The organism is Burkholderia sp. KL41 (assembly GCF_057005415.2).
The window spans coordinates 3,609,042-3,629,276 of record NZ_CM174446.1; the positions used below are offsets into that span (position 1 = coordinate 3,609,042).

19 protein-coding genes are annotated in these 20,235 nt (G+C 67.3%); 10 read left to right on the forward strand and 9 right to left on the reverse strand.

Annotated features, from left to right (window positions below):
- Positions 1–3: 3 nt before the first annotated feature.
- From PQB87_RS16980 to PQB87_RS17005, 6 genes are all read right to left on the reverse strand, one after another.
- Complete coding sequence (locus PQB87_RS16980; RefSeq protein ID WP_011353491.1) at positions 4–1,014, reverse strand: ABC transporter permease subunit; 1,011 nt, start codon at positions 1,012–1,014, stop codon at positions 4–6.
- Between the two features lie 110 nt (positions 1,015–1,124).
- Positions 1,125–2,753 (reverse strand): ABC transporter substrate-binding protein, encoded by a 1,629-nt coding sequence (locus PQB87_RS16985; protein WP_021163767.1) that lies wholly within the window; start codon positions 2,751–2,753, stop codon positions 1,125–1,127.
- 319 nt (positions 2,754–3,072) lie between these two features.
- Positions 3,073–4,380 carry an MFS transporter gene (locus PQB87_RS16990; protein ID WP_021163766.1) on the reverse strand — a complete coding sequence of 436 codons (1,308 nt, stop codon included), beginning with the start codon at positions 4,378–4,380 and terminating at the stop codon, positions 3,073–3,075.
- Between the two features lie 191 nt (positions 4,381–4,571).
- A complete protein-coding gene (locus PQB87_RS16995; protein WP_021163765.1) occupies positions 4,572–4,883 on the reverse strand; it encodes a high-potential iron-sulfur protein in 312 nt (103 codons plus the stop codon).
- Positions 4,884–5,067: 184 nt separating this feature from the next.
- On the reverse strand, positions 5,068–6,177 hold the full coding sequence (locus PQB87_RS17000) for an NAD(P)/FAD-dependent oxidoreductase (RefSeq protein ID WP_059688317.1): 1,110 nt from the start codon (positions 6,175–6,177) through the stop codon (positions 5,068–5,070).
- Between the two features lie 158 nt (positions 6,178–6,335).
- A complete protein-coding gene (locus tag PQB87_RS17005) occupies positions 6,336–7,316 on the reverse strand; it encodes an AAA family ATPase (RefSeq protein WP_111943286.1) in 981 nt (326 codons plus the stop codon).
- A 229-nt stretch (positions 7,317–7,545) separates the two neighbouring features.
- On the opposite strand from PQB87_RS17005, the gene PQB87_RS17010 reads away from it, so the two are divergent.
- The 10 genes from PQB87_RS17010 (at position 7,546) to PQB87_RS17055 (ending at position 17,365) form a co-directional block, all read left to right on the forward strand.
- A complete protein-coding gene (locus PQB87_RS17010; RefSeq protein ID WP_027788899.1) occupies positions 7,546–8,265 on the forward strand; it encodes a nitroreductase in 720 nt (239 codons plus the stop codon).
- A 146-nt stretch (positions 8,266–8,411) separates the two neighbouring features.
- Positions 8,412–8,900 (forward strand): hypothetical protein, encoded by a 489-nt coding sequence (locus tag PQB87_RS17015; protein ID WP_489242410.1) that lies wholly within the window; start codon positions 8,412–8,414, stop codon positions 8,898–8,900.
- A 5-nt stretch (positions 8,901–8,905) separates the two neighbouring features.
- Positions 8,906–9,721 carry an endonuclease/exonuclease/phosphatase family protein gene (locus tag PQB87_RS17020; RefSeq protein ID WP_021163082.1) on the forward strand — a complete coding sequence of 272 codons (816 nt, stop codon included), beginning with the start codon at positions 8,906–8,908 and terminating at the stop codon, positions 9,719–9,721.
- A 172-nt stretch (positions 9,722–9,893) separates the two neighbouring features.
- On the forward strand, positions 9,894–10,541 hold the full coding sequence (locus PQB87_RS17025) for a LysE family translocator (RefSeq protein WP_059483939.1): 648 nt from the start codon (positions 9,894–9,896) through the stop codon (positions 10,539–10,541).
- 234 nt (positions 10,542–10,775) lie between these two features.
- Positions 10,776–11,546: a ferredoxin--NADP reductase gene (locus tag PQB87_RS17030; protein ID WP_034179295.1), complete on the forward strand. Its 771-nt coding sequence runs from the start codon at positions 10,776–10,778 to the stop codon at positions 11,544–11,546.
- 415 nt (positions 11,547–11,961) lie between these two features.
- A complete protein-coding gene (rqpS, locus tag PQB87_RS17035; protein WP_060064479.1) occupies positions 11,962–12,777 on the forward strand; it encodes a quorum system sensor histidine kinase RqpS in 816 nt (271 codons plus the stop codon).
- Positions 12,778–12,784: 7 nt separating this feature from the next.
- The gene (gene rqpR, locus PQB87_RS17040) at positions 12,785–13,441 is read left to right on the forward strand and encodes a response regulator transcription factor RqpR (RefSeq protein ID WP_021157028.1); all 657 of its coding nucleotides are present in this window, start codon (positions 12,785–12,787) and stop codon (positions 13,439–13,441) included.
- Positions 13,442–13,672: 231 nt separating this feature from the next.
- Positions 13,673–15,079, forward strand: coding sequence for a branched-chain amino acid transporter BcaP (gene bcaP / locus PQB87_RS17045; RefSeq protein WP_060064482.1), 1,407 nt, complete (start codon positions 13,673–13,675; stop codon positions 15,077–15,079).
- A gap of 546 nt (positions 15,080–15,625) precedes the next feature.
- Positions 15,626–16,129, forward strand: coding sequence for a hypothetical protein (locus PQB87_RS17050; RefSeq protein ID WP_027788893.1), 504 nt, complete (start codon positions 15,626–15,628; stop codon positions 16,127–16,129).
- A gap of 210 nt (positions 16,130–16,339) precedes the next feature.
- A complete protein-coding gene (locus tag PQB87_RS17055; RefSeq protein ID WP_027788892.1) occupies positions 16,340–17,365 on the forward strand; it encodes an XdhC family protein in 1,026 nt (341 codons plus the stop codon).
- Between the two features lie 115 nt (positions 17,366–17,480).
- Here the strand turns inward: PQB87_RS17055 and PQB87_RS17060 are convergent, their stop codons facing one another.
- From PQB87_RS17060 to fliK, 3 genes are all read right to left on the reverse strand, one after another.
- Complete coding sequence (locus tag PQB87_RS17060; RefSeq protein ID WP_060064485.1) at positions 17,481–18,215, reverse strand: PepSY-associated TM helix domain-containing protein; 735 nt, start codon at positions 18,213–18,215, stop codon at positions 17,481–17,483.
- Between the two features lie 269 nt (positions 18,216–18,484).
- A complete protein-coding gene (locus PQB87_RS17065; protein ID WP_021157023.1) occupies positions 18,485–18,802 on the reverse strand; it encodes an EscU/YscU/HrcU family type III secretion system export apparatus switch protein in 318 nt (105 codons plus the stop codon).
- A complete protein-coding gene (gene fliK / locus PQB87_RS17070) occupies positions 18,799–20,139 on the reverse strand; it encodes a flagellar hook-length control protein FliK (protein ID WP_489242411.1) in 1,341 nt (446 codons plus the stop codon). The genes PQB87_RS17065 and fliK overlap by 4 nt, the downstream gene beginning before the upstream one ends.
- Between the last annotated feature and the right edge of the window lie 96 nt (positions 20,140–20,235).

Genomic DNA, 20,235 nt, shown 5'->3' on the forward strand with positions numbered 1-20,235 from the left:
GAATTACCTCGTGTGGCGGATGCGCGGATTCAGCACGCCGTACAGCAGGTCGACGACCAGGTTCACGACGATCACGAGCGTCGCGATCAGCAGGATGCCGCCCTGGACGACCGGATAGTCGCGACGGCCGATCGCATCGATCAGCCACTTGCCGACACCGGGCCACGAAAAGAGCGTCTCGGTCAGCACGGCGCCCGCGAGCAGCGTGCCGATCTGCAGGCCGATCACGGTGACGACCGGGATCAGCGCATTGCGCAGCGCATGCACGACGACCACGCGCGCGGGCGACAGCCCCTTCGCGCGTGCGGTGCGGATGTAGTCCTCGCGCAGCACTTCGAGCATCGACGAGCGCGTCATCCGTGCGATCACCGCGAGCGGGATCGTGCCGAGCACGATCGCGGGCAGGATCAGGTGGCTGACCGCCGACTTGAACGAGCCTTCGTCCGGCGCGAGCAGCGCGTCGATCAGCATGAAGCCCGTCGGATGCGGGAAGTCGTATTCGACGGCGATGCGCCCCGACACGGGCGTCCAGCCGAGGTATGACGAAAACACCATGATGAGGATCAGCCCCCACCAGAAGATCGGCATCGAGTAGCCGGTGAGCGCGGTGCCCATCACGCCGTGATCGACGACCGAGCCGCGCCGCAGCGCGGCGATCACGCCGGCCGGCAGGCCGACCGCGAGCGCGAACACGAGCGCGCACAGCGACAGTTCGACGGTCGCCGGGAAGCGCGCGAAGAACTCGCCCGCGACGCTCGTGTTGGTGATGATCGACGTGCCGAGGTCGCCATGCAGCGCCCGGCCGATGTAGTGGAGGTACTGCATGGGCAGCGGCTGGTCGAGCCCGAGGCGTTTCATCGCCTCCGCATGCATCGCGGGATCGACGCCGCGCTCGCCCATCATCACTTCGATGGGGTCGCCCGGTATCAGGTGAATCAGCGCAAACGCCAGGATGGTGATGCCGATGAAGGTCGGGATCACCATCCCCACGCGGCGCAACACGAATGTGAACATGATGCGTCTCGTATTTTCTTGTGGGAAATGTGCGACCGGCGACGGGAAGCTTTTGGCCTCCCGCCGCCGGATGAATTAGCCGGTCTTCGCGACAGCTTACGACAGGCGTATTACTTCACGCCAACACCGTCGAAGCGGGCATAGCCGAGCGGCTCGATACGCATGTCGACCACGTTCTTGCGCACCGGCTGGTAGACCGTCGAGTTCGCGATCGGCGAGAACGGCAGCTGTTGCGCGAAGATCTGCTGGGCCTGCGTGTAGAGCTTCGTCCGCGCGTCCTGGCCCGTCGTCGTGCGGCCCTTCTGGACCAGCTCGTCGAACGGCTTGTAGCACCAGTGCGAGAAGTTGTTGCCCTTGATCGCTTCGCAGCCGAGCAGCGTGCCGAGCCAGTTGTCCGGGTCGCCGTTGTCGCCCGTCCAGCCGATCAGCATCGTGTCCTGCTCGCCCGAGTGCGCGCGCTTGATGTACTCGCCCCACTCGTACGTGACGATCTTCGCCTTCACGCCGATCTTCGCCCAGTCGGCCTGGATCATCTCGGCCATCAGGCGGGCGTTCGGGTTGTACGCGCGCTGCACGGGCATCGCCCACAGCGTGATCTCGAAGCCGTTCGCATAACCGGCCTTCGCCAGCAGCGCCTTCGCCTTCGCGGTGTCGTACGCGGCCATCTTCAGGTTCTTGTCGTACGACCATTGGGTCGGCGGCATCGGCGCGGAAGCCGCTTGGCCGGCACCCTGGTAGACGGATTCGAGGATCGCCTTCTTGTTGATCGCCATGTCGAGCGCCTGACGCACCTCGAGCTTGTCGACCGGCTTGTGCTCGACGTTGTACGCGAGGTAACCGAGGTTGAAGCCTGCCTGCGACGGCATGTCGACACCCGAATCGGCCTTCAGCGTCGCGATGTCGGCCGGACGCGGATAGCTCATCACCTGGCATTCGTTGCGCTTGATCTTCTGCACGCGCACGCCCGGGTCGGGCGTGATCGAGAAGATCAGCTTCGAGATCTTCACTTCGCCCTTCTTCCAGTAATCAGGATTGCCGTCGAACCGGATCGTCGCATCCTTCGTGTAGCTGCGGAAGATGAACGGGCCCGTGCCGACCGGCTTCTGGTTGATGTCGGCGGCCTTGCCGGCCTTCATCAGTTGGTCGCCGTATTCGGCCGACAGGATCGACGCGAATTCCATCGCCATGTTCTGGATGAACGGCGCATTCGGCTCGGCCAGCGTGAACTTCACGGTGTACGGATCGACCTTCTCGACCTTCGTGATCAGCTTGTCGAGGCCCATGTCGGTGAAGTACGGGAACGACACCGGGTACGCCTTGCGGAACGCCTGGTTCGGGTCGAGCATGCGCTGGAACGTGAACAGCACGTCGTCCGCGTTGAATTCACGCGTCGGCTTGAAGAAGTCGGTCGTGTGGAACTTCACGCCGTGGCGCAGGTGGAACGTGTACACCTTGCCGTCGGACGATACGTCCCATTTCTCGGCGAGGCCCGGCTCGACCTTCGTGCCGCCGCGCTCGAATTCGACGAGGCGGTTGTAGACGGTGAACGTGGCGGCGGTGAAATCGACGCCGGTCGTGAATTGCGCGGAATCGAAACCCGCCGGGCTGCCTTCTGAGCAGTAGACGAGCGTTTTGTTCGGAATCTGTGCGAATGCAGAACCCGCGACGCCGAGCGATGCCGCTGCCACGCCTGCAATGGCGGTAACACGCAGGGTGTGCAACAGACGGTTGTATTCCATGTTTCCTCCAGGTCTCCAGGTCGGAACCGGCCCGCCAGGGGCCGGCGTACGCGGATATTACTTGAGCTAACGATGTGGCAACAAGCTGGAGAAAAAACTCCTCTATCTGCCCGCGCGGGTTTGTGCCGATGTTTAGTGTGGGTAAAAAATGCGAAAACGCGCGCGAGCGACAATTCCGTTCATCTCGCGCAAGTTTCGTTCGACGACTAAACAATTCGGGCGCGAACACGAAGGCTCGATGCGCCGTTTCCGCGTGTTCCGCAGCACATCATTGCGTTTTGCGAAACGATCCGATAATCGTCTTCAAATCGTCATGTCGTCACGCGGGTGCGTCGAGGTCGGCGCTGCGCGCGGGCACGAACGCGACCGCGACGATCGACAGCGCGATCCCCGCCATCACGTAGTAGGTCGGCGCGAGCGGCGTGCCCGTGACCTTGATCAGCCACGTGACGATGAACTGCCCGAACCCGCCGAACAGCATCACCGCGACGTTGTACGCGATCGACAGCCCGGTCGAGCGCACGTTGGCCGGGAACAGTTCGGCGATCATCGCGCCGAACGGCCCGTAGTAGCCTGCGAGCGTGATCGACAGCACGACCTGCACCGCGATCAGCCGCGCGATGCTCGGCGCCGCGTCGAGCCATGCGAACAGCGGATACATCAGCGCGAGCGTCAGCACCAGCGACCACAGCGACAGCCCCTTGCGGCCGATGCGGTCCGACCACGCGCCCGCGACCGGCGACAGCACCATCAGCAGCAGGTTGCCGGCGATCACCGCGTAGAACGATTCCGCGTAGGGCAGCTTCAGCTGCTTCACCGCGAAGGTCGGCAGATAGCTGATCAGCACGTAGATCGTCACCGTCAGCGCGATCACCGAGCCGAGCCCGCACAGCACCTCGCGCGGGTGGCGCGTGAACACTTCGCCGAGCGTCGCGCGGCGCGCGTTCTGCTGCGCATGCAGGAACGCTTCGGAATCGGCGAGGTGGCGGCGGATGTAGAAGCCGATCGGGCCGATCACGAGCCCGAGGATGAACGGCACGCGCCAGCCCCAGCTGCGCAGTGCATCGTGCGACAGCCCGCGCGTGACGGCCGCGCCGACGAGCGCGCCGATCAGCAGCGCGGCCGCCTGGCTCGCCATCTGCCAGCTGCCGTAGAAGCCGCGTTTCGAGAACGGCGCGGCCTCGATCAGCAGCGCCGTCGCGCTGCCGAATTCGCCGCCCGCGGAGAAGCCCTGCAGCAGGCGGCCCAGCACGATCAGGATCGGCCCGCCGATGCCGATCGCCGCGTAGGGCGGGGCGACCGCGAGCAGGAAGATGCCGCCCGTCATCAACAGGATCACGAGGGACAGCGCGGCCTTGCGGCCGGCGCGATCCGCGTACAGCCCGAACACGATGCCGCCGATCGGGCGCATGAAGAACGCGACGCCGAACGTCGCCGTTGTCAGCAGCAGCGACGAATATTCGCTGGAGGTCGGGAAGAACAGCTCGGCGATCACGACCGTCATGAAGCCGAACACCGTGAAGTCGTACCACTCGAGCGCGTTGCCGATCACGGCGGCGAACACCGCGCGGCGGTTCAGCGCACGCTCGGGCCGAATCGTTTTCGTTGAATTCGCAATCGTCGCCATGCGTGCCTCGTCCTCGTCAGTACGCCGTGTCGGGCGGCGCGGTGCGCGGGGTGCCCGCGGCGCGCTGGTTTGCAGCGAGTGTAGAAAGCGACGGAACCGTTTTCAAGCAATAAAAAACGCCCGCCATCGTTCGACGGCGGGCGTTTTGCGGTTTTCGCCACAATGCGGCATCGCACGATGCCGCACGGGCCTCAACCCATCTTCGAGAAGGCGCTGCACCAGCCCTTCGCCGACACCTGCTTGCCGGGGAAGGCGCCGCACGGGCCCGAGGCCGAGCCCTTCTTGCCCTGGTACAGCATGCAGGCCGCACAATCCTGGCCCGCTGCGTATTTCGGGTACTTCGTCTTGTCGACCTTCGTGGCATCGGCCTTGTAGCCGAGCGCCACGGCGGTCGGATCGGTTTCCGACAGCATCGGCGCATCGGCCAGCGCTTCGCGCGACAGCGCCAGCGCGGACACGGCACCAATGCTCGTAATCAGGAAACTCCGACGGGATGTTTTCATGGGGGACTCGCTCCAACGTTATCGGTTTGAAAGCTGTTCTGGCGACAGCCGTTCGACAGAATAACGCTCAAGCCGATAAATGTGCGCGCCGAAATTCCAGAGATAAGGAATTTCACACGGCTAGCCATGTGGCCGCAACCTGGCCGACACGCACACGCGACATGCCCGCTACACGCCCGCCACATCAGCGGTAAGCCGCCATGTCGCCCACGCGCTGCGCGAGCGCGAGCGACGCGGTGAGCCCCGGCGACTCGATGCCGAACAGGTTCACGAGCCCGCGCACGCCATGCTGCGCGGCGCCCTGCACGATGAAATCGGCCGGCGGCTCGCCGGGCCCCGCGAGCTTCGGCCGGATGCCCGCATAGGCCGGCTGCAGCGCGTCGTCGGGCAAGCCCGGCCAGAACGCGCGGATCGACGCGTAAAACGCGGTCGCACGCGCCGGATCGACTTCGTAGCGCAGCGAATCGCACCACTCGACATCCGGGCCGAAGCGCGCCTGCCCGCCGAGATCGAGCGTCAGGTGCACGCCGAGCCCCGCGCGATCGGGCATCGGGTAGATCAGGTGCGAGAACGGCGCGCGGCCCGACAGGCTGAAGTAATTGCCGCGCGCGAGATAGAGCGGCGGCACCCAGCGCGGGTCGAGGCCGCGCGTGCGGCGCGCCAGCGCCTGCGCGCCGAGGCCCGCGCTGTTGATCACGCACGCGGCCTCGATCTCGGCGGGCGCGTCGCCGCCCGTGCGCACGACGAAGCGCCCGCCGCGCAGCACGTCGATCGATTCGACCGGGGATTTCAGCGCGCACACGGCGCCGTCGCGCTCGGCGTCGCCGAGCAGCGCGAGCATCAGCTGGTGGCTGTCGACGATGCCGGTGGACGGCGAGAACAACGCCTCGACGCATTCGAGCGCGGGCTCGAGCGTCTGCGCCTCGGCACGCGTGAGCGGCATCAGGTCGAGCACGCCGTTTTCGGCCGCGCGCGCGGCGATCGCCTTCAACTGCTTCACCTGCGCGACGCTGGTGGCGACGAGCAGCTTGCCGGTGCGCCGGTGCGGCACGTGATGCGTCTCGCAGAATTCGTACAGCAGGTCGCGCCCGTGCACGCACGACATCGCCTTCAGCGACCCGCGCGGATAGTAGAGCCCCGCATGGATCACTTCGCTGTTGCGCGAGCTCGTACCCGTGCCGATCGCATCGGCGGCCTCGAGCACGAGCGTTTCACGCCCGCGCGCGGCCAGTTCGCGCGCAATCGCAAGACCGACGACGCCCGCGCCGATCACGACACAATCCATCTGCTCCATGACGTTTCGCGCCGCTAGCGCGTCGAGGGGAGAGAAGAGAATTGTACGTCCCGGTTCTCCCGCTTGCCGAAGGTCGTGCACCGCGTCGCGACGACACGGTGCACGCCGCACGGCACGGCGCGGCGCGCGCGTGCCGCCGCCGGGCACGCGCCGCCGGTTCAGAAGCCGATCGGCCGGCGCTTCGCGGCGCCCTCGTCGGCCCGGATGTCGCGCGGCCCGATCGCGTCGCGCCCGTCGAGCCGGGCGGCACCGAATGCGTGCAGCAGCGCGCGGCGCATCGTGCGCGGCGGTGTCGCGGCCAGCACGTCGAGCGCGTCGTCGCCCAGGGTATCCGGGAAGCGCCGCCCCCACGCATGCGACGTGCGGATCTCGTCGTAGATCGTCTGCGCGATCCGGCGCGCGCCGGCCGCATCGGGCGGCTCGATCTCGTACACGTTCATCCGGTTGAGCAGCGGCTCCGGGATCGCATGCGCATCGTTCGCGGTCGCAATCCAGATCACGTTGCCCGCATCGATCGGCACTTCCGCGAATTCGTCGATGAACGCGCGCGCGGTGTCGTGCTCGAGCAACGCGTACAGCGCGCCGAGCGGATCGTATTGCGCGTCGCTGCCGGCCTTGTCGATCTCGTCGACCGCGATCACCGGGTTCGCGTAGCTGCCGTTCACGAGCGCATCGAACACCTTGCCGGGCTTCGCGTTCTTCCATTGCGACGACGCCCCCGACAGGATCCAGCCGGCCGTCAGCGAACTCATCGGCACGTAGTGGTACGCGGTGCCGAGCAGCTGCGCGAGCGCCTTCGCGAAATGCGTCTTGCCGATGCCCGGGGGCCCGAGCAGCAGGATCGGCATCAGTTCGAGCCGGTCGTCCGTTTCGAGGCACAGCGCGATCTGCTTGCGCACGTCGTCGAGCGGCTCGGCGAAATTGGGCAATGCCTCGCCGAGCGCGTCGAACGACGGCATCCGGTTCGGCTTCACGCAAAAACGCAGATTGCCCGTCTTGAGCATCTTCTCGTAGGTGGCGCGCAGTGCGTCGCTCGCGCTCTCGTTCAGGTCGCTCAGCGCCGTCTCGACCTGCTCGAGGTCGTACACCGTGCTGAAGGACGCCACCGCCAGTTCCTGTTTCACCATCGCCGTCGTCATACCAACCTCGCTGCCGCTTGCTGTCACACGATCATCAGACCCTTACGATTTCAGTGTAGCGATCCCGCATCCCCGCGCAAGCAAGCAGCCACGCGCGTGTGCTGCTAACACCCGCGCGCGCTGCACGCCGGCGCACCGCGGCGTATGATCGTCGGTTCACCCACCCGCCGCGCGGGCCCGGCCGACCGCTCCCGCGCGGCGCGTCGGATCTCGCTCCGAAGGTATGCCGATGTCCGTCCCCACTGCTTTCCCGCGCGTCGATGCCGATGCGACCGGCGCCGTCGACGCGGCGCTCACGTCGCGCCGTGCGATCCGCGCGTTCCTGCCGACGCCCGTGCCGCGCGACACGCTCGAAGCGATCCTCGAAGCCGCGAGCCGCGCGCCGTCGGGCACCAACATCCAGCCGTGGCGCGTGTACGTCGCGACGGGCGCCACGCGCGACGCGCTCGCCGCCGCGCTCACCGCGGCCCACGACGATCCCGCGCGCGACGAGAAATACGTCGCCGAGTACGACTACTACCCGCGCGAATGGGTGTCGCCGTATATCGACCGGCGCCGCAAGGTCGGCTGGGACCTGTACGGCCTGTTGAACATCGGCCGCGACGAGAAGGCGCGCATGCATGCGCAGCACGCGCGCAACTTCCGTTTCTTCGATGCGCCGGTCGCGCTGTTCTTCACACTCGACCGCGTGATGACCCACGGTGCGTGGCTCGACTGCGGGATGTTCCTGCAAGGCGTGATGACGGCCGCGCGCGCACGCGGGCTCGATACCTGCCCGCAGGCCGCGTTCGTGCCGTTTCACCGGATCATCACCGAACACCTGGGCATTCCCGCCAACGAACAGTTGGTCTGCGGCATGTCGCTCGGCCATGCTGACCCCGACGCGATCGAGAACCGCCTCGTCACCGAGCGCGCGAGCGTCGCGGAGTTCGCGCGTTTTTTCGGTTGAAAACGCATGACGCGGCCCTACCTTTCGAACAGGACCGCATCGTGCGGCGAACCTGTCGCGACGCGTCCTGTCACATCACGACCGAAATCGATCGGGCGTAAGATGTGCGTCCGTTCCCCGCTATCGCGCGTTCCCGGAGACGTTTCATGCTGAAACACGGCCTGGCCGTCCTGCTCGCGAGCATCGCGCTCGCCGCCCATGCGCAGAGCCCCGCGCCGGCCTCCGTCGCGTGGGAGATCCAGGTGGTACGCGACGGTCAGACCATCGACACGTTCCAGCAGCGCACCACCGTGGGTCAGACCCGCACCGATACCCATCGCTATCCGTCCGCCGTGCCGGTCGGCTGCGGCAATGCCGCGCGCGTCGTGCCGACCGAGCGCTCGCGCTCGGTGACGGTCGCGCCGCTCACCGTCGACGCCGGCGCGAACACCGTGTCGCTCGCGCTCGACGTGCAGGAAACGCTCGACGACGAAAACGCGACGCGCAGCGATCCGTGCGTACCCGTGTCGCCGCGGCAAATCGTCGCGAACCACCCCGGCCTGACGGTCGGCGCCGACGCGTGGACCGACTGGACGCTCGTCGAACAGCGTCCGCACCTCGTGTACCGCGTGCGCGCGCACGTCGCGAAGGATTGAGCGTCATGTCCGCCGACGCTCTCTCCCTGCCGTTCGCCGAACCGCACGCCGCGCCCGACGAAATCACCGCGGTGAGCTGGAACCTGCACAAGGGCCGCTCGCCGCTCGGCTTCACCGCGTGGAACGCGATGCGCAACTGGATGCAGTCGACGCACGCCGACGTGTATTTCCTGCAGGAAGCGATGGCGCGCCGCATGCCGCGCCCGATGCTCGCTCCCGGCTTCGGCGCGCCGATGGACGACGCGGTCGACGACGTGTGGCACTGCCAGGCCACCGAGATCGCGCAGGCGCTCGACTGGCAGATCGCGCTCGGGCCGAACGTGTTCAAGCCGTCGTGGCGGCACGGCAATGCGATCCTGTCGCCGCATCCGCTCGACCTCGGCGGCCGCTGGGACATCTCCGCGCACCGCTTCGAGCGGCGCGGGCTGCTGGTCGCGCGCGCAACGCTCGCGGGCGCGCGACCGGTCACGCTGCTGTGCGCGCACCTCGCGCTCACGCGCGCCGCGCGGCTGCGCCAGATGCACTGGATCGCGCACTGGATCGTGCGCAACGCGGGCGACGGCCCGCTGATGCTGGCCGGCGACTTCAACGACTGGCGCAACGATTCGGTCGCACTGTTCGGCGAGATCGGGTTGTCCGAGGTCGCGACGCTGCTCGGTGAATCGGGCCGCACGTTCCCCGCGTTCTCGCCGGCGCTCGCGCTCGACAAGATGTTCGTGCGCGGGCTGACGCCGCTCGAATGGCGCGCGCCGTCCGGCGAGGCCGCGTGGCTGTCGGACCACCTGCCGTACATCGCACGCCTGCGCCTCGATCCGCAATAACGGCTATACGGCCGCGAAACGACCGCAAAAGACCGCAAAACGCTCGCAACAACGACCGCGACCGCGAGTCGATCACGCCCCCGGTCGCCCCCGGCCAAAGCGCGGCCGCGCGGCGCGCGCTACATTAACGGCTTGCCCGTTCCTCCCGCGCCCGCCGCCGGGCCGCGCCGCCATGACCTACCTGCCGATCCTGCTGCAAATCGCCGTCGTCTATCTCGTCGCCGCGATCACCCCCGGCCCGAATTTCTTCATGATTTCGCAACTGTCGCTCGCGGGGCGGCGCAGCCTCGGCGCCGCGTCGGCGCTCGGCGTCGGCACCGCGTCGGTCGCCTGGGCCTCGCTCGCGATGCTCGGCCTCGCGGCCGTGCTGCACCAGGTCGAATGGCTGTACGAGGCGATCCGGATCGGCGGTGCCGTGTACCTCGTGTATTTCGGCTTCAAGCTGCTGCGCTCGGGCGTGCGCCGCGACGCGGCACCGGCCGACGCGCCCGACGAACGCGCACCGCTGGCCGCGCCGCACGCGCGCGACTACCTGCGCGCGTATCGCAGCGGCCTGTTCACCTGCCTGACGAACCCGAAATCGTGCGCGTTCTGGACCAGCGTGTTCGCCGCGATGCTGCCCGCGCACGTGCCGCTGTGGTTCAACGGCGCGGTGCTGGTGACGATCGGCGTGCTGTCGGCCGGCTGGTATTCGTGCGTCGCGTACCTGTTCGCGAGCCCGCGCGCGCAGCGCGGCTACCGGCGCGTGCGGCGCCCGCTCGACGCGCTGTGCGGCGTGGCGCTCGTCGGCCTCGGCGCGAAACTCGCGGCCGAGCGCTGAAAACTGAAAGCAGATTGAAATAATTCGTTGCGCCAAATCCGCGCAGCCGCGGGGGTCAAGCCCGCGATCCGCGCCAACAGGGTAAAATAACGAGTTCCTCAATCGTCTGTCATCGAGAAGGCGCGTGTCCGACGCGCCGGCCGGCCGATCCTCGATCGGGCCGTCGCACTCGGTTTTTTTGCCCGTTTTTGGGCCCGTTACTCGCGTTCGCTACGCGCGTCCGTTTTCAAAGCCATGAGCAAATACGACACCGCCACCGTCCAATCCGTCCATCACTGGACCGACACGCTGTTCAGCTTCACCTGCACCCGTGAGGCGAGCCTGCGCTTCAACAACGGCGAATTCACGATGGTCGGCCTCGAAGTCGACGGCAAGCCGCTCGCGCGCGCCTACTCGATCGTCAGCCCGAACTACGAAGAGCATCTCGAATTCTTCAGCATCAAGGTGCAGAACGGCCCGCTGACGTCGCGCCTGCAGCATCTGAAGGTGGGCGACACGGTGCTGATCGGCAAGAAGCCGACGGGCACGCTGGTTGCCGACAACCTGCTGCCGGGCAAGACGCTGTGGATGCTGTCGACGGGCACGGGCCTCGCGCCGTTCATGTCGATCATCCGCGATCCGGACATCTACGATCGCTTCGACAAGGTGATCCTGACGCACACGTGCCGCCTGAAGGGCGAGCTCGCGTACATGGACTACATCAAGCACGACCTGCCGGGCCACGAGTACCTCGGCGACATCATCAAGGAAAAGCTCGTCTACTACCCGACGGTCACGCGCGAAGCGTTCGACAACGAAGGCCGGATCACCGACCTGATCGCGACGGGCAAGCTGTTCACGGATCTCGACGTCCCGCCGTTCTCGCCGGAAAACGACCGCGTGATGCTGTGCGGCAGCACCGCGATGCTGAAGGACACGACCGACCTGCTGAAGCAGGCCGGCCTCGTCGAAGGCAAGAACAGCGCGCCGGGCCACTACGTGATCGAGCGCGCATTCGTGGACTGATCGATCCCCAGATTTGCGCGCCATCAAGAACCGGAGCGAAAGCTCCGGTTTTTTTTCGTCCCTACTTGGCGAATTCGTAACAAATTGGGATCATCCCATCTCAAATAGTTACATTTGGATACGTCATCGTCCGGTGCTCGGGTGTCAGTGTTTTTCCTACAACACGTTCATTCCGATTATTCACATTTACCCTTAAATGTCCGCCCGACATGACCTTTTCGGAAATTTTGAGATATTATTCGCCGCGCGTGGTTGCCGTTCGGATGAGAGTGGAAGGGTCGGATGCAAGTGTTACAAGACGTAACTTTTGTTACCTCGGCAGGGGGCGATTCTCTGGCGGCGACCGTCTTCGAAACGGCAGCCGATCCACGCAGCCAGCCGGTGTCTGAACCGCTTTCTGACAGCAGGGAGAGTCATGGATACGTCGCTTAACGCGCCTTTGGGCGCCCACGCCCCGTTCCCGTCGCAACAGCTCGTGCCGGGCTGCGCCGCGACTCCGCCCATTGCCGACGCCGCGCCGAAACGCGGCGCCTCCGCCGCGCGGATCGCAGCGCTGTCTGCCCAATTGCTCGCCGCCGACGAAGCCGCTCGCCGCCACCTGGCCGGCGAGTTGCATGACGGACTCGGCGCCGAACTCACCGCTGCGCGTTTCGCGCTCGCAAACGTTCAAACGTGGCTGCCGGCCGACGCGCCGGACGGTTGCCTGCGCGCGCTGGAGCTGGCGCAGCAGGCGCTCGACGCCGCAACCGACGCGAATCGCCGGCTGATCGACGAGCGCGACACGCCGGCGCTCGACGCGGGCGTGGTCGGCGCGTTGTCGTCGTGGGTCGACACCCATGCGGCACGCACGGGCCTGCGCACCAGCTTCGTGTGCGCGGCCGATGCGCGCCTGACGCAAGTCGCCGGCGCCGGCGCACTCGCGGTGTTCCGCGTCGCGCAGGAAGCGTTGTCGAACGTCGCGAAGCACGCCCGCGCGACGTCGGTCGACGTGCGGATCGTCACCGACGGCACGCATCTGTCACTGATTGTCTCCGACGATGGTACCGGTTTCTCCCGCAGCCGCCGCAGCGGCTACGGTCTCGCCGGCATGCGCGCCCGCTGCGAGGCGTTCGGCGGCAGCTTCGAGACGGCCACGCCGGAAGCCGGCCACGGCACGCGCGTCACCGCGCGCTTCGCCTGGGATTCGCTGCTCGCGGTGCCCGTCACGGCCCGCCGCGCGTCGCTTTCGTGAGGTCGTCATGAGCCTGAACATCCTGCTCGTGGACGATCACGCGATCGTCCGGCAAGGGATCCGCCAGCTGCTGATCGACCGTGGCGTCGCGCGCGACGTCACCGAGGCCGAGAACGGCGGCGACGCCATGGCCGCCGTCGACAAACAGGAATTCGACGCGATCCTGCTCGACATCTCGCTGCCGGACACGAACGGCATCGAAGTGCTCAAGCGCCTCAAGCGCAAGCTGCCGCGCACGCCGGTGCTGATGTTCTCGATGTACCGCGAGGATCAGTACGCGGTACGCGCGCTGAAGGCCGGTGCCGCCGGCTACCTGTCGAAGACGGTCAACGCCGCGCAGATGATCGGCGCGATCCAGCAGGTCGCGGCCGGCCGCAAGTACGTGAGCCCCGCGATGGCCGAGGCGCTCGCCGAATACGTGTCGTTCGAGAACGAGCCGCTGCCGCACGAGAAGCTGTCCGACCGTGAATACCAGACGCTCTGCATGCTCGCGTCGGGCAAGCGGCTCACCGACATCGCGAACACGCTGTCGCTGTCCGTGAAGACGGTGAGCGTGTACCGGTCGCGGCTGCTTGAGAAGATGCGACTGTCGAACAATGCGGAACTCACGTTCTACGTGATGAGCAACCAGCTCGTCGACATGGCGCCCACGGCCGGCGCCTGATTTCCCGCCCGGCCCGATTCACCTGACCCGACCCGGCGACGCGGCGCATGCCGCGCCGCCGCCGAGTGCCGTCCGCCGCCCCGCCTTTTGGCGCGCAAGCGCTTGTTTTATCGGACTATTTCGCGGCACACCACTGCGCCGCAGCGAGTCTTGCGCGCCAAATCGGCTAAAATTGCGGGTTTTCACTCAGTCAGCGCTATCGCGCCCGCGCGCGCTGGCGATTCATCCGCAATGTCTCTCTTCCGCAAGAAAAACGTCGATCGCATGATCGCCGGCGCGCAGGCCGCCGGGCTCAAGAAAGCGCTCGGCGCGATCGACCTCACCTTCCTCGGCATCGGCGCGATCATCGGCACCGGCATCTTCGTGCTGACCGGTACCGGCGCCGTGCAGGCCGGCCCCGCGCTGATGCTGTCGTTCGTGATCGCCGCGATCGCATGCGGCCTCGCGGCGCTGTCGTACGCGGAATTCGCGTCGACGATCCCCGTCGCCGGCTCGATCTACACGTACTCGTACGCGACGCTCGGCGAACTCGTCGCGTGGATCATCGGCTGGGACCTGATGCTCGAATACGGCCTCGCGTCGTCGGCCGTGTCGGTCGGCTGGTCGGGCTACCTGCAGTCGCTGCTGCAGGGCTTCGGGCTGACGCTGCCCACCGTGCTGACGGCCGCGCCCGGCGCGGTGCCGGGTGTCGTCACGTGGTTCAACCTGCCCGCGTTCCTCGTGATGATCGTGATCACCACGCTGCTGTCGATCGGCATCCGCGAGTCGACCCGCATCAACAACATCATGGTGTTCATCAAGGTGTCGGTCGTGCTGCTCGTGATCGCGGTCGGCGTGTTCCATGTGACGCCCGCCAACTGGAAGCCGTTCATGCCGCACGGCTGGAACGGCGTGTTCGGCGCCGCGGCCGTGATGTTCTTCGCGTTCATCGGCTTCGACGCGGTGTCGTCGGCGGCCGAGGAAGTGAAGAATCCGAAACGCGATTTGCCGATCGGCATCATCGCGTCGCTCGCGGTGTGCGCGGTGCTGTACGTGACGGTCGCCGCGGTCGCGACCGGCATCGTGCCGTCGGCGCAGTACGCGAACATCTCGCACCCGATCTCGTATGCACTGCAGGTCGCCGGCGAGACGTGGGTGGCGGGCTTCATCGATCTCGGCGCCGTGCTCGGCATGCTGACCGTGATCCTCGTGATGAGCTACGGCCAGACGCGCGTGATCTTCGCGATGTCGCGCGACGGGCTGCTGCCGGCAACGCTGTCGCGCGTGCACCCGCGCTACGCGACGCCGTTCCTGACGACCTGGCTCGTCGGCCTGTTCTTCGGGCTGATCGCCGCGCTCGTGCCGCTCAACGTGCTCGCCGAGCTGATCAACATCGGCACGCTCGCGGCGTTCTCGATGGTGTCGATCGCGGTGCTCGTGCTGCGCCGCACGCACCCCGACCTGCCACGCGCGTTCCGCTGCCCCGGCGTACCGGTCGTGCCGATCCTCGCGGTCGCATCGTGCCTGTTCCTGATGCTGAACCTGCAGCCCATCACGTGGGCCGCGTTCGGCATCTGGCTCGTGATCGGCCTCGTGATCTACTTCCTGTACTCGCGTCACCACTCGAAGCTCGCGCACGGTCACCACGACGCGCACTGAGCGCCGCCGTGCCGCACGCGGCACGGTGCGCACCCGCGGGGCCGCCATCCGGCCCCGCTCCCTCCTCTCCGCTCCCTCGCCCGTCACGCCGCCGCGTTGCGTTTCCCGCAACGATTCGCGCGGCAGTTCCCGTTTTCATCGGCTGTTTTTCGAATGCCGGTATATTCGATTCGGATCGACAAATTAATCGATGAAAAATGTAATTCAATTGAATTGAATATGAATAGAAGAAAATAATCTCGCGAACGACATTGAACTCTTTCATCCGCCAAACTAGTATTCAGGTCGGCCGGCCGCACGCACCCGCCCAGCCTACGTCAGACGGGGAATTCGCCGCAGCATGAGCGCAACGCGATGCAATCGGCTTCATCGAATCACATTTCCATCAAACAGAAACTCATTGCGTGTTCACGAACGAATTTTCAGCATCTTTTTAATTAACGACATTTAAAACCGGATAATCCGGTCGCTGGTATTGAATTGCCTCCGAGGGGAGGCATGTCGCTGCACCTGTCCGAAGTTCAACAAGAACCAGAGAGGTCTGTCATGAGCAATACATTGGTCAACGTCACGGCGAAGGTCGAAATCAGCGCGACCAACCAGACGATTGCGGGGCTCAGGGATTATCAAAGCAAGAACTGGGCGATCGGGCTGAACGGGGATACGCTCGCGCCGGATGGTTTCCTCACGTTCTTCACCGAACGCAATCTGCCGTTCAGCTACTACGTCCGCGCGCGTGGCGTCTCGGTCGGCGAGCCGAGCGCATACCAGGCGAACATCGAGACGCTGACGCAGCACATCGCCGCGATTCGCGCGTCGGAGACGAACCAGGTCCAGGCGACGATCCGCGAGCTCGAGCTGTACAAGTCGCGGAACTGGGCAATCGGCCTGAACGGCACGACGCTGCAGCCGGACAATTTCCTGCCGTTCTTCGGCACCCGCTCCGTGCCGTTCGAGTATTACGTGCGCAGCGGCGGCGTCGAGCTCGGCTCGCCGAGCGCGTATGACAACAACATCCGCAACCTGACGCAGTACCTGGGCTCGCTCTGACGCATCGCCCCGCCGGGCGGATGCGTCCGCCCGGCAACCTGCCGACGGCCCGGCACGGGCCGTCCCGCTCGCCTTCCCTGCCGCTGCGCGCCTCCCCCTCCCCGTTTTGCGCCTTCCCCCGTCCCTGCACGCTTGTCGCGGCCGGTTCATAATCGCGCCATCGAACGGCGGCCCGCATCGACGGGTGCGCCCGGCAACAGGAAGAAGATGATGGAAAGCGTCGATCTCGATGTATTGAAATCCAGCGCGCGCTGGCTCGAAGAAGGGCGCCGCGTGCTGCTCGTGACGGTCGTGAAGACCTGGGGCTCGTCGCCCCGCCCCGAAGGCGCGATGCTCGCGGTCCGCGAGGACGGGCTCGTGGTCGGCTCGGTGTCCGGCGGGTGTATCGAGGACGACCTGATCGCCCGCGTGCATGCGAGCGGCATCGCGGCCGACGCGCGCCCGGAAGCGCTCAAGTACGGCGTGACGGCCGAGGAAGCACATCGCTTCGGGCTGCCTTGCGGCGGCACGATCCAGCTCGTGCTCGAGCCGCTCACGCGCGACAGCGGGATAACCGCGCTGTGCGCGGAAGTCGAGGCAGGGCGCCTCGTCACGCGCACGATGACGCTCGCGACGGGCCGCGCATCGCTGTCACCCGCGCAGGCCGCCGACGGGCTCGCGTTCGACGGCGAGCGGCTCGTGACGATCCACGGGCCGCGCTACCGGATGCTCGTGATCGGCGCCGGCCAGTTGTCGCGCTATCTGTGCCAGATCGCAGTCGGGCTCGACTACCAGGTGACGGTATGCGATCCGCGCGAGGAATACACCGATGCGTGGGACGTGCCGGGCACGCGCGTCGTGCACACGATGCCCGACGATACGGTGCTCGAGATGAACCTCGATGCGCGTTCGGCCGTGATTGCACTGACGCACGATCCGAAGCTCGACGATCTCGCGCTGATGGAGGCGCTGAAGACGCCCGCGTTCTACGTGGGCGCGCTCGGCTCGCGGCGCAACAACGCGGCACGGCGCGAGCGGCTGCGCGAATTCGACCTGAGCGAAGCGGAACTGGCCCGGCTGCACGGGCCGGCCGGCATCTACATCGGCAGCCGGACGCCGCCGGAAATCGCGATCTCGATCCTCGCCGAGATCACCGCCGCGAAGAACCATGTGTCGCTGCCGACGATCCTGCAGGTCGAGGGCGCAAAGGCCGCGCGGGAGATTGCGGCGAACAGCGGCGCGGCGTGCGGCCTGTGATCGGCGGGCGGTCGCGCGGGATACGCGGCCGCGACGGGCTAAGCCGACGAAGCCGACGAAGCCGACGAAACTGACGACAGCGCACGCGCCGGCGCCCGGCCGGCGCGCCCGCCGGTCAGGTCAGGCCGGCGGCAAGCGCCGCGGCGACCGAACCGACCACCAGCACGACGCCGACCGTGCGGCGCTTGTTCAGCTCGGTCCACAGCAGCACGCCGGTCAGCGACAGCAGGATCAGCGAGCCCGCGATCGTGTCCATCAGCAGCACCCAGCCGAGATTCATCCCGACGCCGCGATGCAGGTTGTTCAGCGTCGTCAGGAACGTGTTGCCCGTGCGCTTCACCGAGACGTAGCCGTTGCCGACCCAGTATTCGGCCTGCAGGTTCTGGTGCGGGCCGAACAGGCCGAACTGCCAGTGCTCCGGCTGCATCACGCGCTTGTCGCCCCACGCAACGGGCTGCGCGGCCTCCTTGCGCATGCGCCCCGGCTTGCCGTCGAAATTCAGCTCGCGCTGCAGCCACTTCGTCATCGCGGCGGGCGTCTTCGGCACCGGATCCGGCAGCGCGATCTGCATCTCCTCGACCTGCGGCTCGCCTGTCGAAATCTTCAGCGGCGGCGCGCGGTGGTTGAGCAGCACGCCCGTCACGCCGAACAGCAGCCCGAGCACCGCGCCCCACAGCCCGACCCAGCCGTGCACCTTGCGCAGCCACTTGATGAAGGTCGCGCGGCGCGAACGCTGGCGGCGCGCGGCCAGTTCGTCGTCGCTCAGCGGGCGGGCCGCCGGGTGCAGCACGGTGACGCCCGCGCGGGCAGTACCCGTCTTGGGCGGATTGATCGTTTCGGGCGCGTTCACGCGAAAGGTTCCATTCGTTCAAAACAACGGGCGGCGCGCAAAACGTGCGCGCCGCCCGGGTAGCATGAAAATGAGAATGGATATCATTACACAAACAAACCGGCGGCTCAATCCATCCGGGGGCGTCGCGGCACGCCCGGCAAGAGCAAGAAGACGGGCAAAGCGCGCGCGTTGCGCCACGATACCGGCCGATAACCGGAAAATACCGCCCGAATGACCTTGCAAGACCAGGACAGCATTTCGTAAGAAGTCGCGCGATGCCGGGCGATTCAGCGCAGCGGCGGCAGCGGAAAGCGCGGTGTGGTGTCGTCCGGCGCGGGCTCGGTGCGGTCGAGCGCGTACAGCCACGCGAGCAGATCCGCGACCGCCTGGTAGAGCTGCGGCGGAATCCGGTCGTCGAGGTCGACCTGCATCAGCAGCGACACCATCTCCGGTGCCGTATGCACGTACAAGCCCGCATCGTGCGCACGCGCGACGATCATCTCGGCGAGCACGCCGTAGCCCTTCGCGACCACGCGCGGCGCCGCATCGCCGCCCTTCGGATCGTAGACGAGCGCGGCCGCGCGCTTGCGGGACGTCATGCTCATGGCAGCGCCTCGTCGTCGGTATCCGGCGCATGCGTCGCCGGGCCGCCGGCCGAACCGCGCGCATACGCGGCGGCCGCCGCCTGGGCTGCAAACAGGTCGAAGCCGTCCGGGCCGTCGTCGACTGCGCGGATCGACAATCCTCCCACCCGCAGCCCCGACACCTCGAGCCGCTGCCGCAGCGCGGCCTCGTGCCGTGTGAGGCGATCGGCGCCCGTCTGGTTCGCGCGCAATCGCGCGACCAGTTGCGTGCCGTTCAGCACCAGCTCCGCGTCGACCGTGCCGAGCGACGGCAACGTCAGCGTCAGGCGCGTGCGCCATGCGATGCCGTCGCCCGGGCCATCGTCGCCGCGCGGCGCGCGGCTGCCCGGATCGTCCGGCTCGATCGTCCAGTCGAGCCGCGCGCCGGGCCACGCCTCGCCCGTCCAGCGGAACTGGTCGGTCGCGAGCGCGTCGAGCTGCTGCCTGACGAGCGGCACGGCGGCCGGGTGCACGGGCGCCAGCGTCTGCGCCTGGGAGTCGGACGACGCGGTGGCCAGTTGCGCGGGCGTCCCGCGCACATCAGGGCGTTCGCCGAGCAGATCGAACGTATCGGGCGGCAGCGACGCGCCGTGCCGCGCGCCCGCCGGCAAGCCCTGCGCAGGATCGCGTGCCGGTGCAGCCGGTGTACCCGGCTGCGCCGTCGCCCGCGCGGTCGCGGGCAGCGGCGACCGCTGCGCGAGCAGTTCGTCGAGCACGTCGGTCGAGCCGTGCTGCGCGGCATCCGGGTCGACCGGCGCGAGCGCGGCCGCGAGGCGTGCCTGCGGCTCGCGCATCAGCGCCGCGAGCGGGCGCTGGCCGGCCAGCCACTGCGCCAGATGGGATTCGTAGAAAAGCCCGCTTTCGCTCACGGCCTGCGCGAGCGCTGCGCGCAGCGCCGCGACCGGCAGGGCCGCGGCCGCTTCGCGCGCCGCCGCAACGGAAGATGCCGCGGCGGAGGCCGGCGTGGAAGACGCAGCCGGATCGGAGGCGGCCGGCGCGCGGGCCGGCAAGGCCGTATCGGTCAGCAGCACGGTGGGATCGGCCAGCAGCGGCACGCGCCCGGCAATGGCCGGCGTCGAGTCGCCACCGGCCCGCGAGATCGCGTCGAGCACGCGCCCGACATCGGACAGTGCGGTCTGGGTAGAGGCCGGCGGCGCGGCCGGCGGGCTGCCGGCCGAAGGCGTGGACGCCGTGCCGGTGCCCGGCGTGCCGACCTGCGAGGTCGCGCCGCCGCCGGCGGGCGCCGATACGGTGCCGGTCAGCAGGCTGTCGAGGCGGCTCGCCAGCAGCGCGGCCGCAACGGAGTCGATACCGGTCATGATCGGAGCCTGCTCACCTCAGCCACATCGTTGCGAATCCGGGAACGGCACGCCGGTGCCGCTCGCGGGAACTGCGCGCCTCCCGCAACGGGTTCG

What these genes read in the sequence shown, in the direction of transcription:
- PQB87_RS17020 (WP_021163082.1), top strand. Translation starts at nt 8,906, where the DNA reads ATGTCCGCCGACGCTCTCTCCCTGCCGTTCGCCGAACCGCACGCCGCG.
- PQB87_RS17065 (WP_021157023.1), bottom strand. Translation starts at nt 18,802, where the DNA reads ATGAGCATGACGTCCCGCAAGCGCGCGGCCGCGCTCGTCTACGATCCG.
- PQB87_RS17015 (WP_489242410.1), top strand. Translation starts at nt 8,412, where the DNA reads ATGCTGAAACACGGCCTGGCCGTCCTGCTCGCGAGCATCGCGCTCGCC.
- PQB87_RS17025 (WP_059483939.1), top strand. Translation starts at nt 9,894, where the DNA reads ATGACCTACCTGCCGATCCTGCTGCAAATCGCCGTCGTCTATCTCGTC.
- PQB87_RS17000 (WP_059688317.1), bottom strand. Translation starts at nt 6,177, where the DNA reads ATGGAGCAGATGGATTGTGTCGTGATCGGCGCGGGCGTCGTCGGTCTT.
- PQB87_RS17030 (WP_034179295.1), top strand. Translation starts at nt 10,776, where the DNA reads ATGAGCAAATACGACACCGCCACCGTCCAATCCGTCCATCACTGGACC.
- PQB87_RS17050 (WP_027788893.1), top strand. Translation starts at nt 15,626, where the DNA reads ATGAGCAATACATTGGTCAACGTCACGGCGAAGGTCGAAATCAGCGCG.
- PQB87_RS17010 (WP_027788899.1), top strand. Translation starts at nt 7,546, where the DNA reads ATGTCCGTCCCCACTGCTTTCCCGCGCGTCGATGCCGATGCGACCGGC.
- rqpR (WP_021157028.1), top strand. Translation starts at nt 12,785, where the DNA reads ATGAGCCTGAACATCCTGCTCGTGGACGATCACGCGATCGTCCGGCAA.
- PQB87_RS16985 (WP_021163767.1), bottom strand. Translation starts at nt 2,753, where the DNA reads ATGGAATACAACCGTCTGTTGCACACCCTGCGTGTTACCGCCATTGCA.
- PQB87_RS16995 (WP_021163765.1), bottom strand. Translation starts at nt 4,883, where the DNA reads ATGAAAACATCCCGTCGGAGTTTCCTGATTACGAGCATTGGTGCCGTG.
- rqpS (WP_060064479.1), top strand. Translation starts at nt 11,962, where the DNA reads ATGGATACGTCGCTTAACGCGCCTTTGGGCGCCCACGCCCCGTTCCCG.
- fliK (WP_489242411.1), bottom strand. Translation starts at nt 20,139, where the DNA reads ATGACCGGTATCGACTCCGTTGCGGCCGCGCTGCTGGCGAGCCGCCTC.
- PQB87_RS16980 (WP_011353491.1), bottom strand. Translation starts at nt 1,014, where the DNA reads ATGTTCACATTCGTGTTGCGCCGCGTGGGGATGGTGATCCCGACCTTC.
- PQB87_RS16990 (WP_021163766.1), bottom strand. Translation starts at nt 4,380, where the DNA reads ATGGCGACGATTGCGAATTCAACGAAAACGATTCGGCCCGAGCGTGCG.
- bcaP (WP_060064482.1), top strand. Translation starts at nt 13,673, where the DNA reads ATGTCTCTCTTCCGCAAGAAAAACGTCGATCGCATGATCGCCGGCGCG.
- PQB87_RS17055 (WP_027788892.1), top strand. Translation starts at nt 16,340, where the DNA reads ATGGAAAGCGTCGATCTCGATGTATTGAAATCCAGCGCGCGCTGGCTC.
- PQB87_RS17005 (WP_111943286.1), bottom strand. Translation starts at nt 7,316, where the DNA reads ATGACGACGGCGATGGTGAAACAGGAACTGGCGGTGGCGTCCTTCAGC.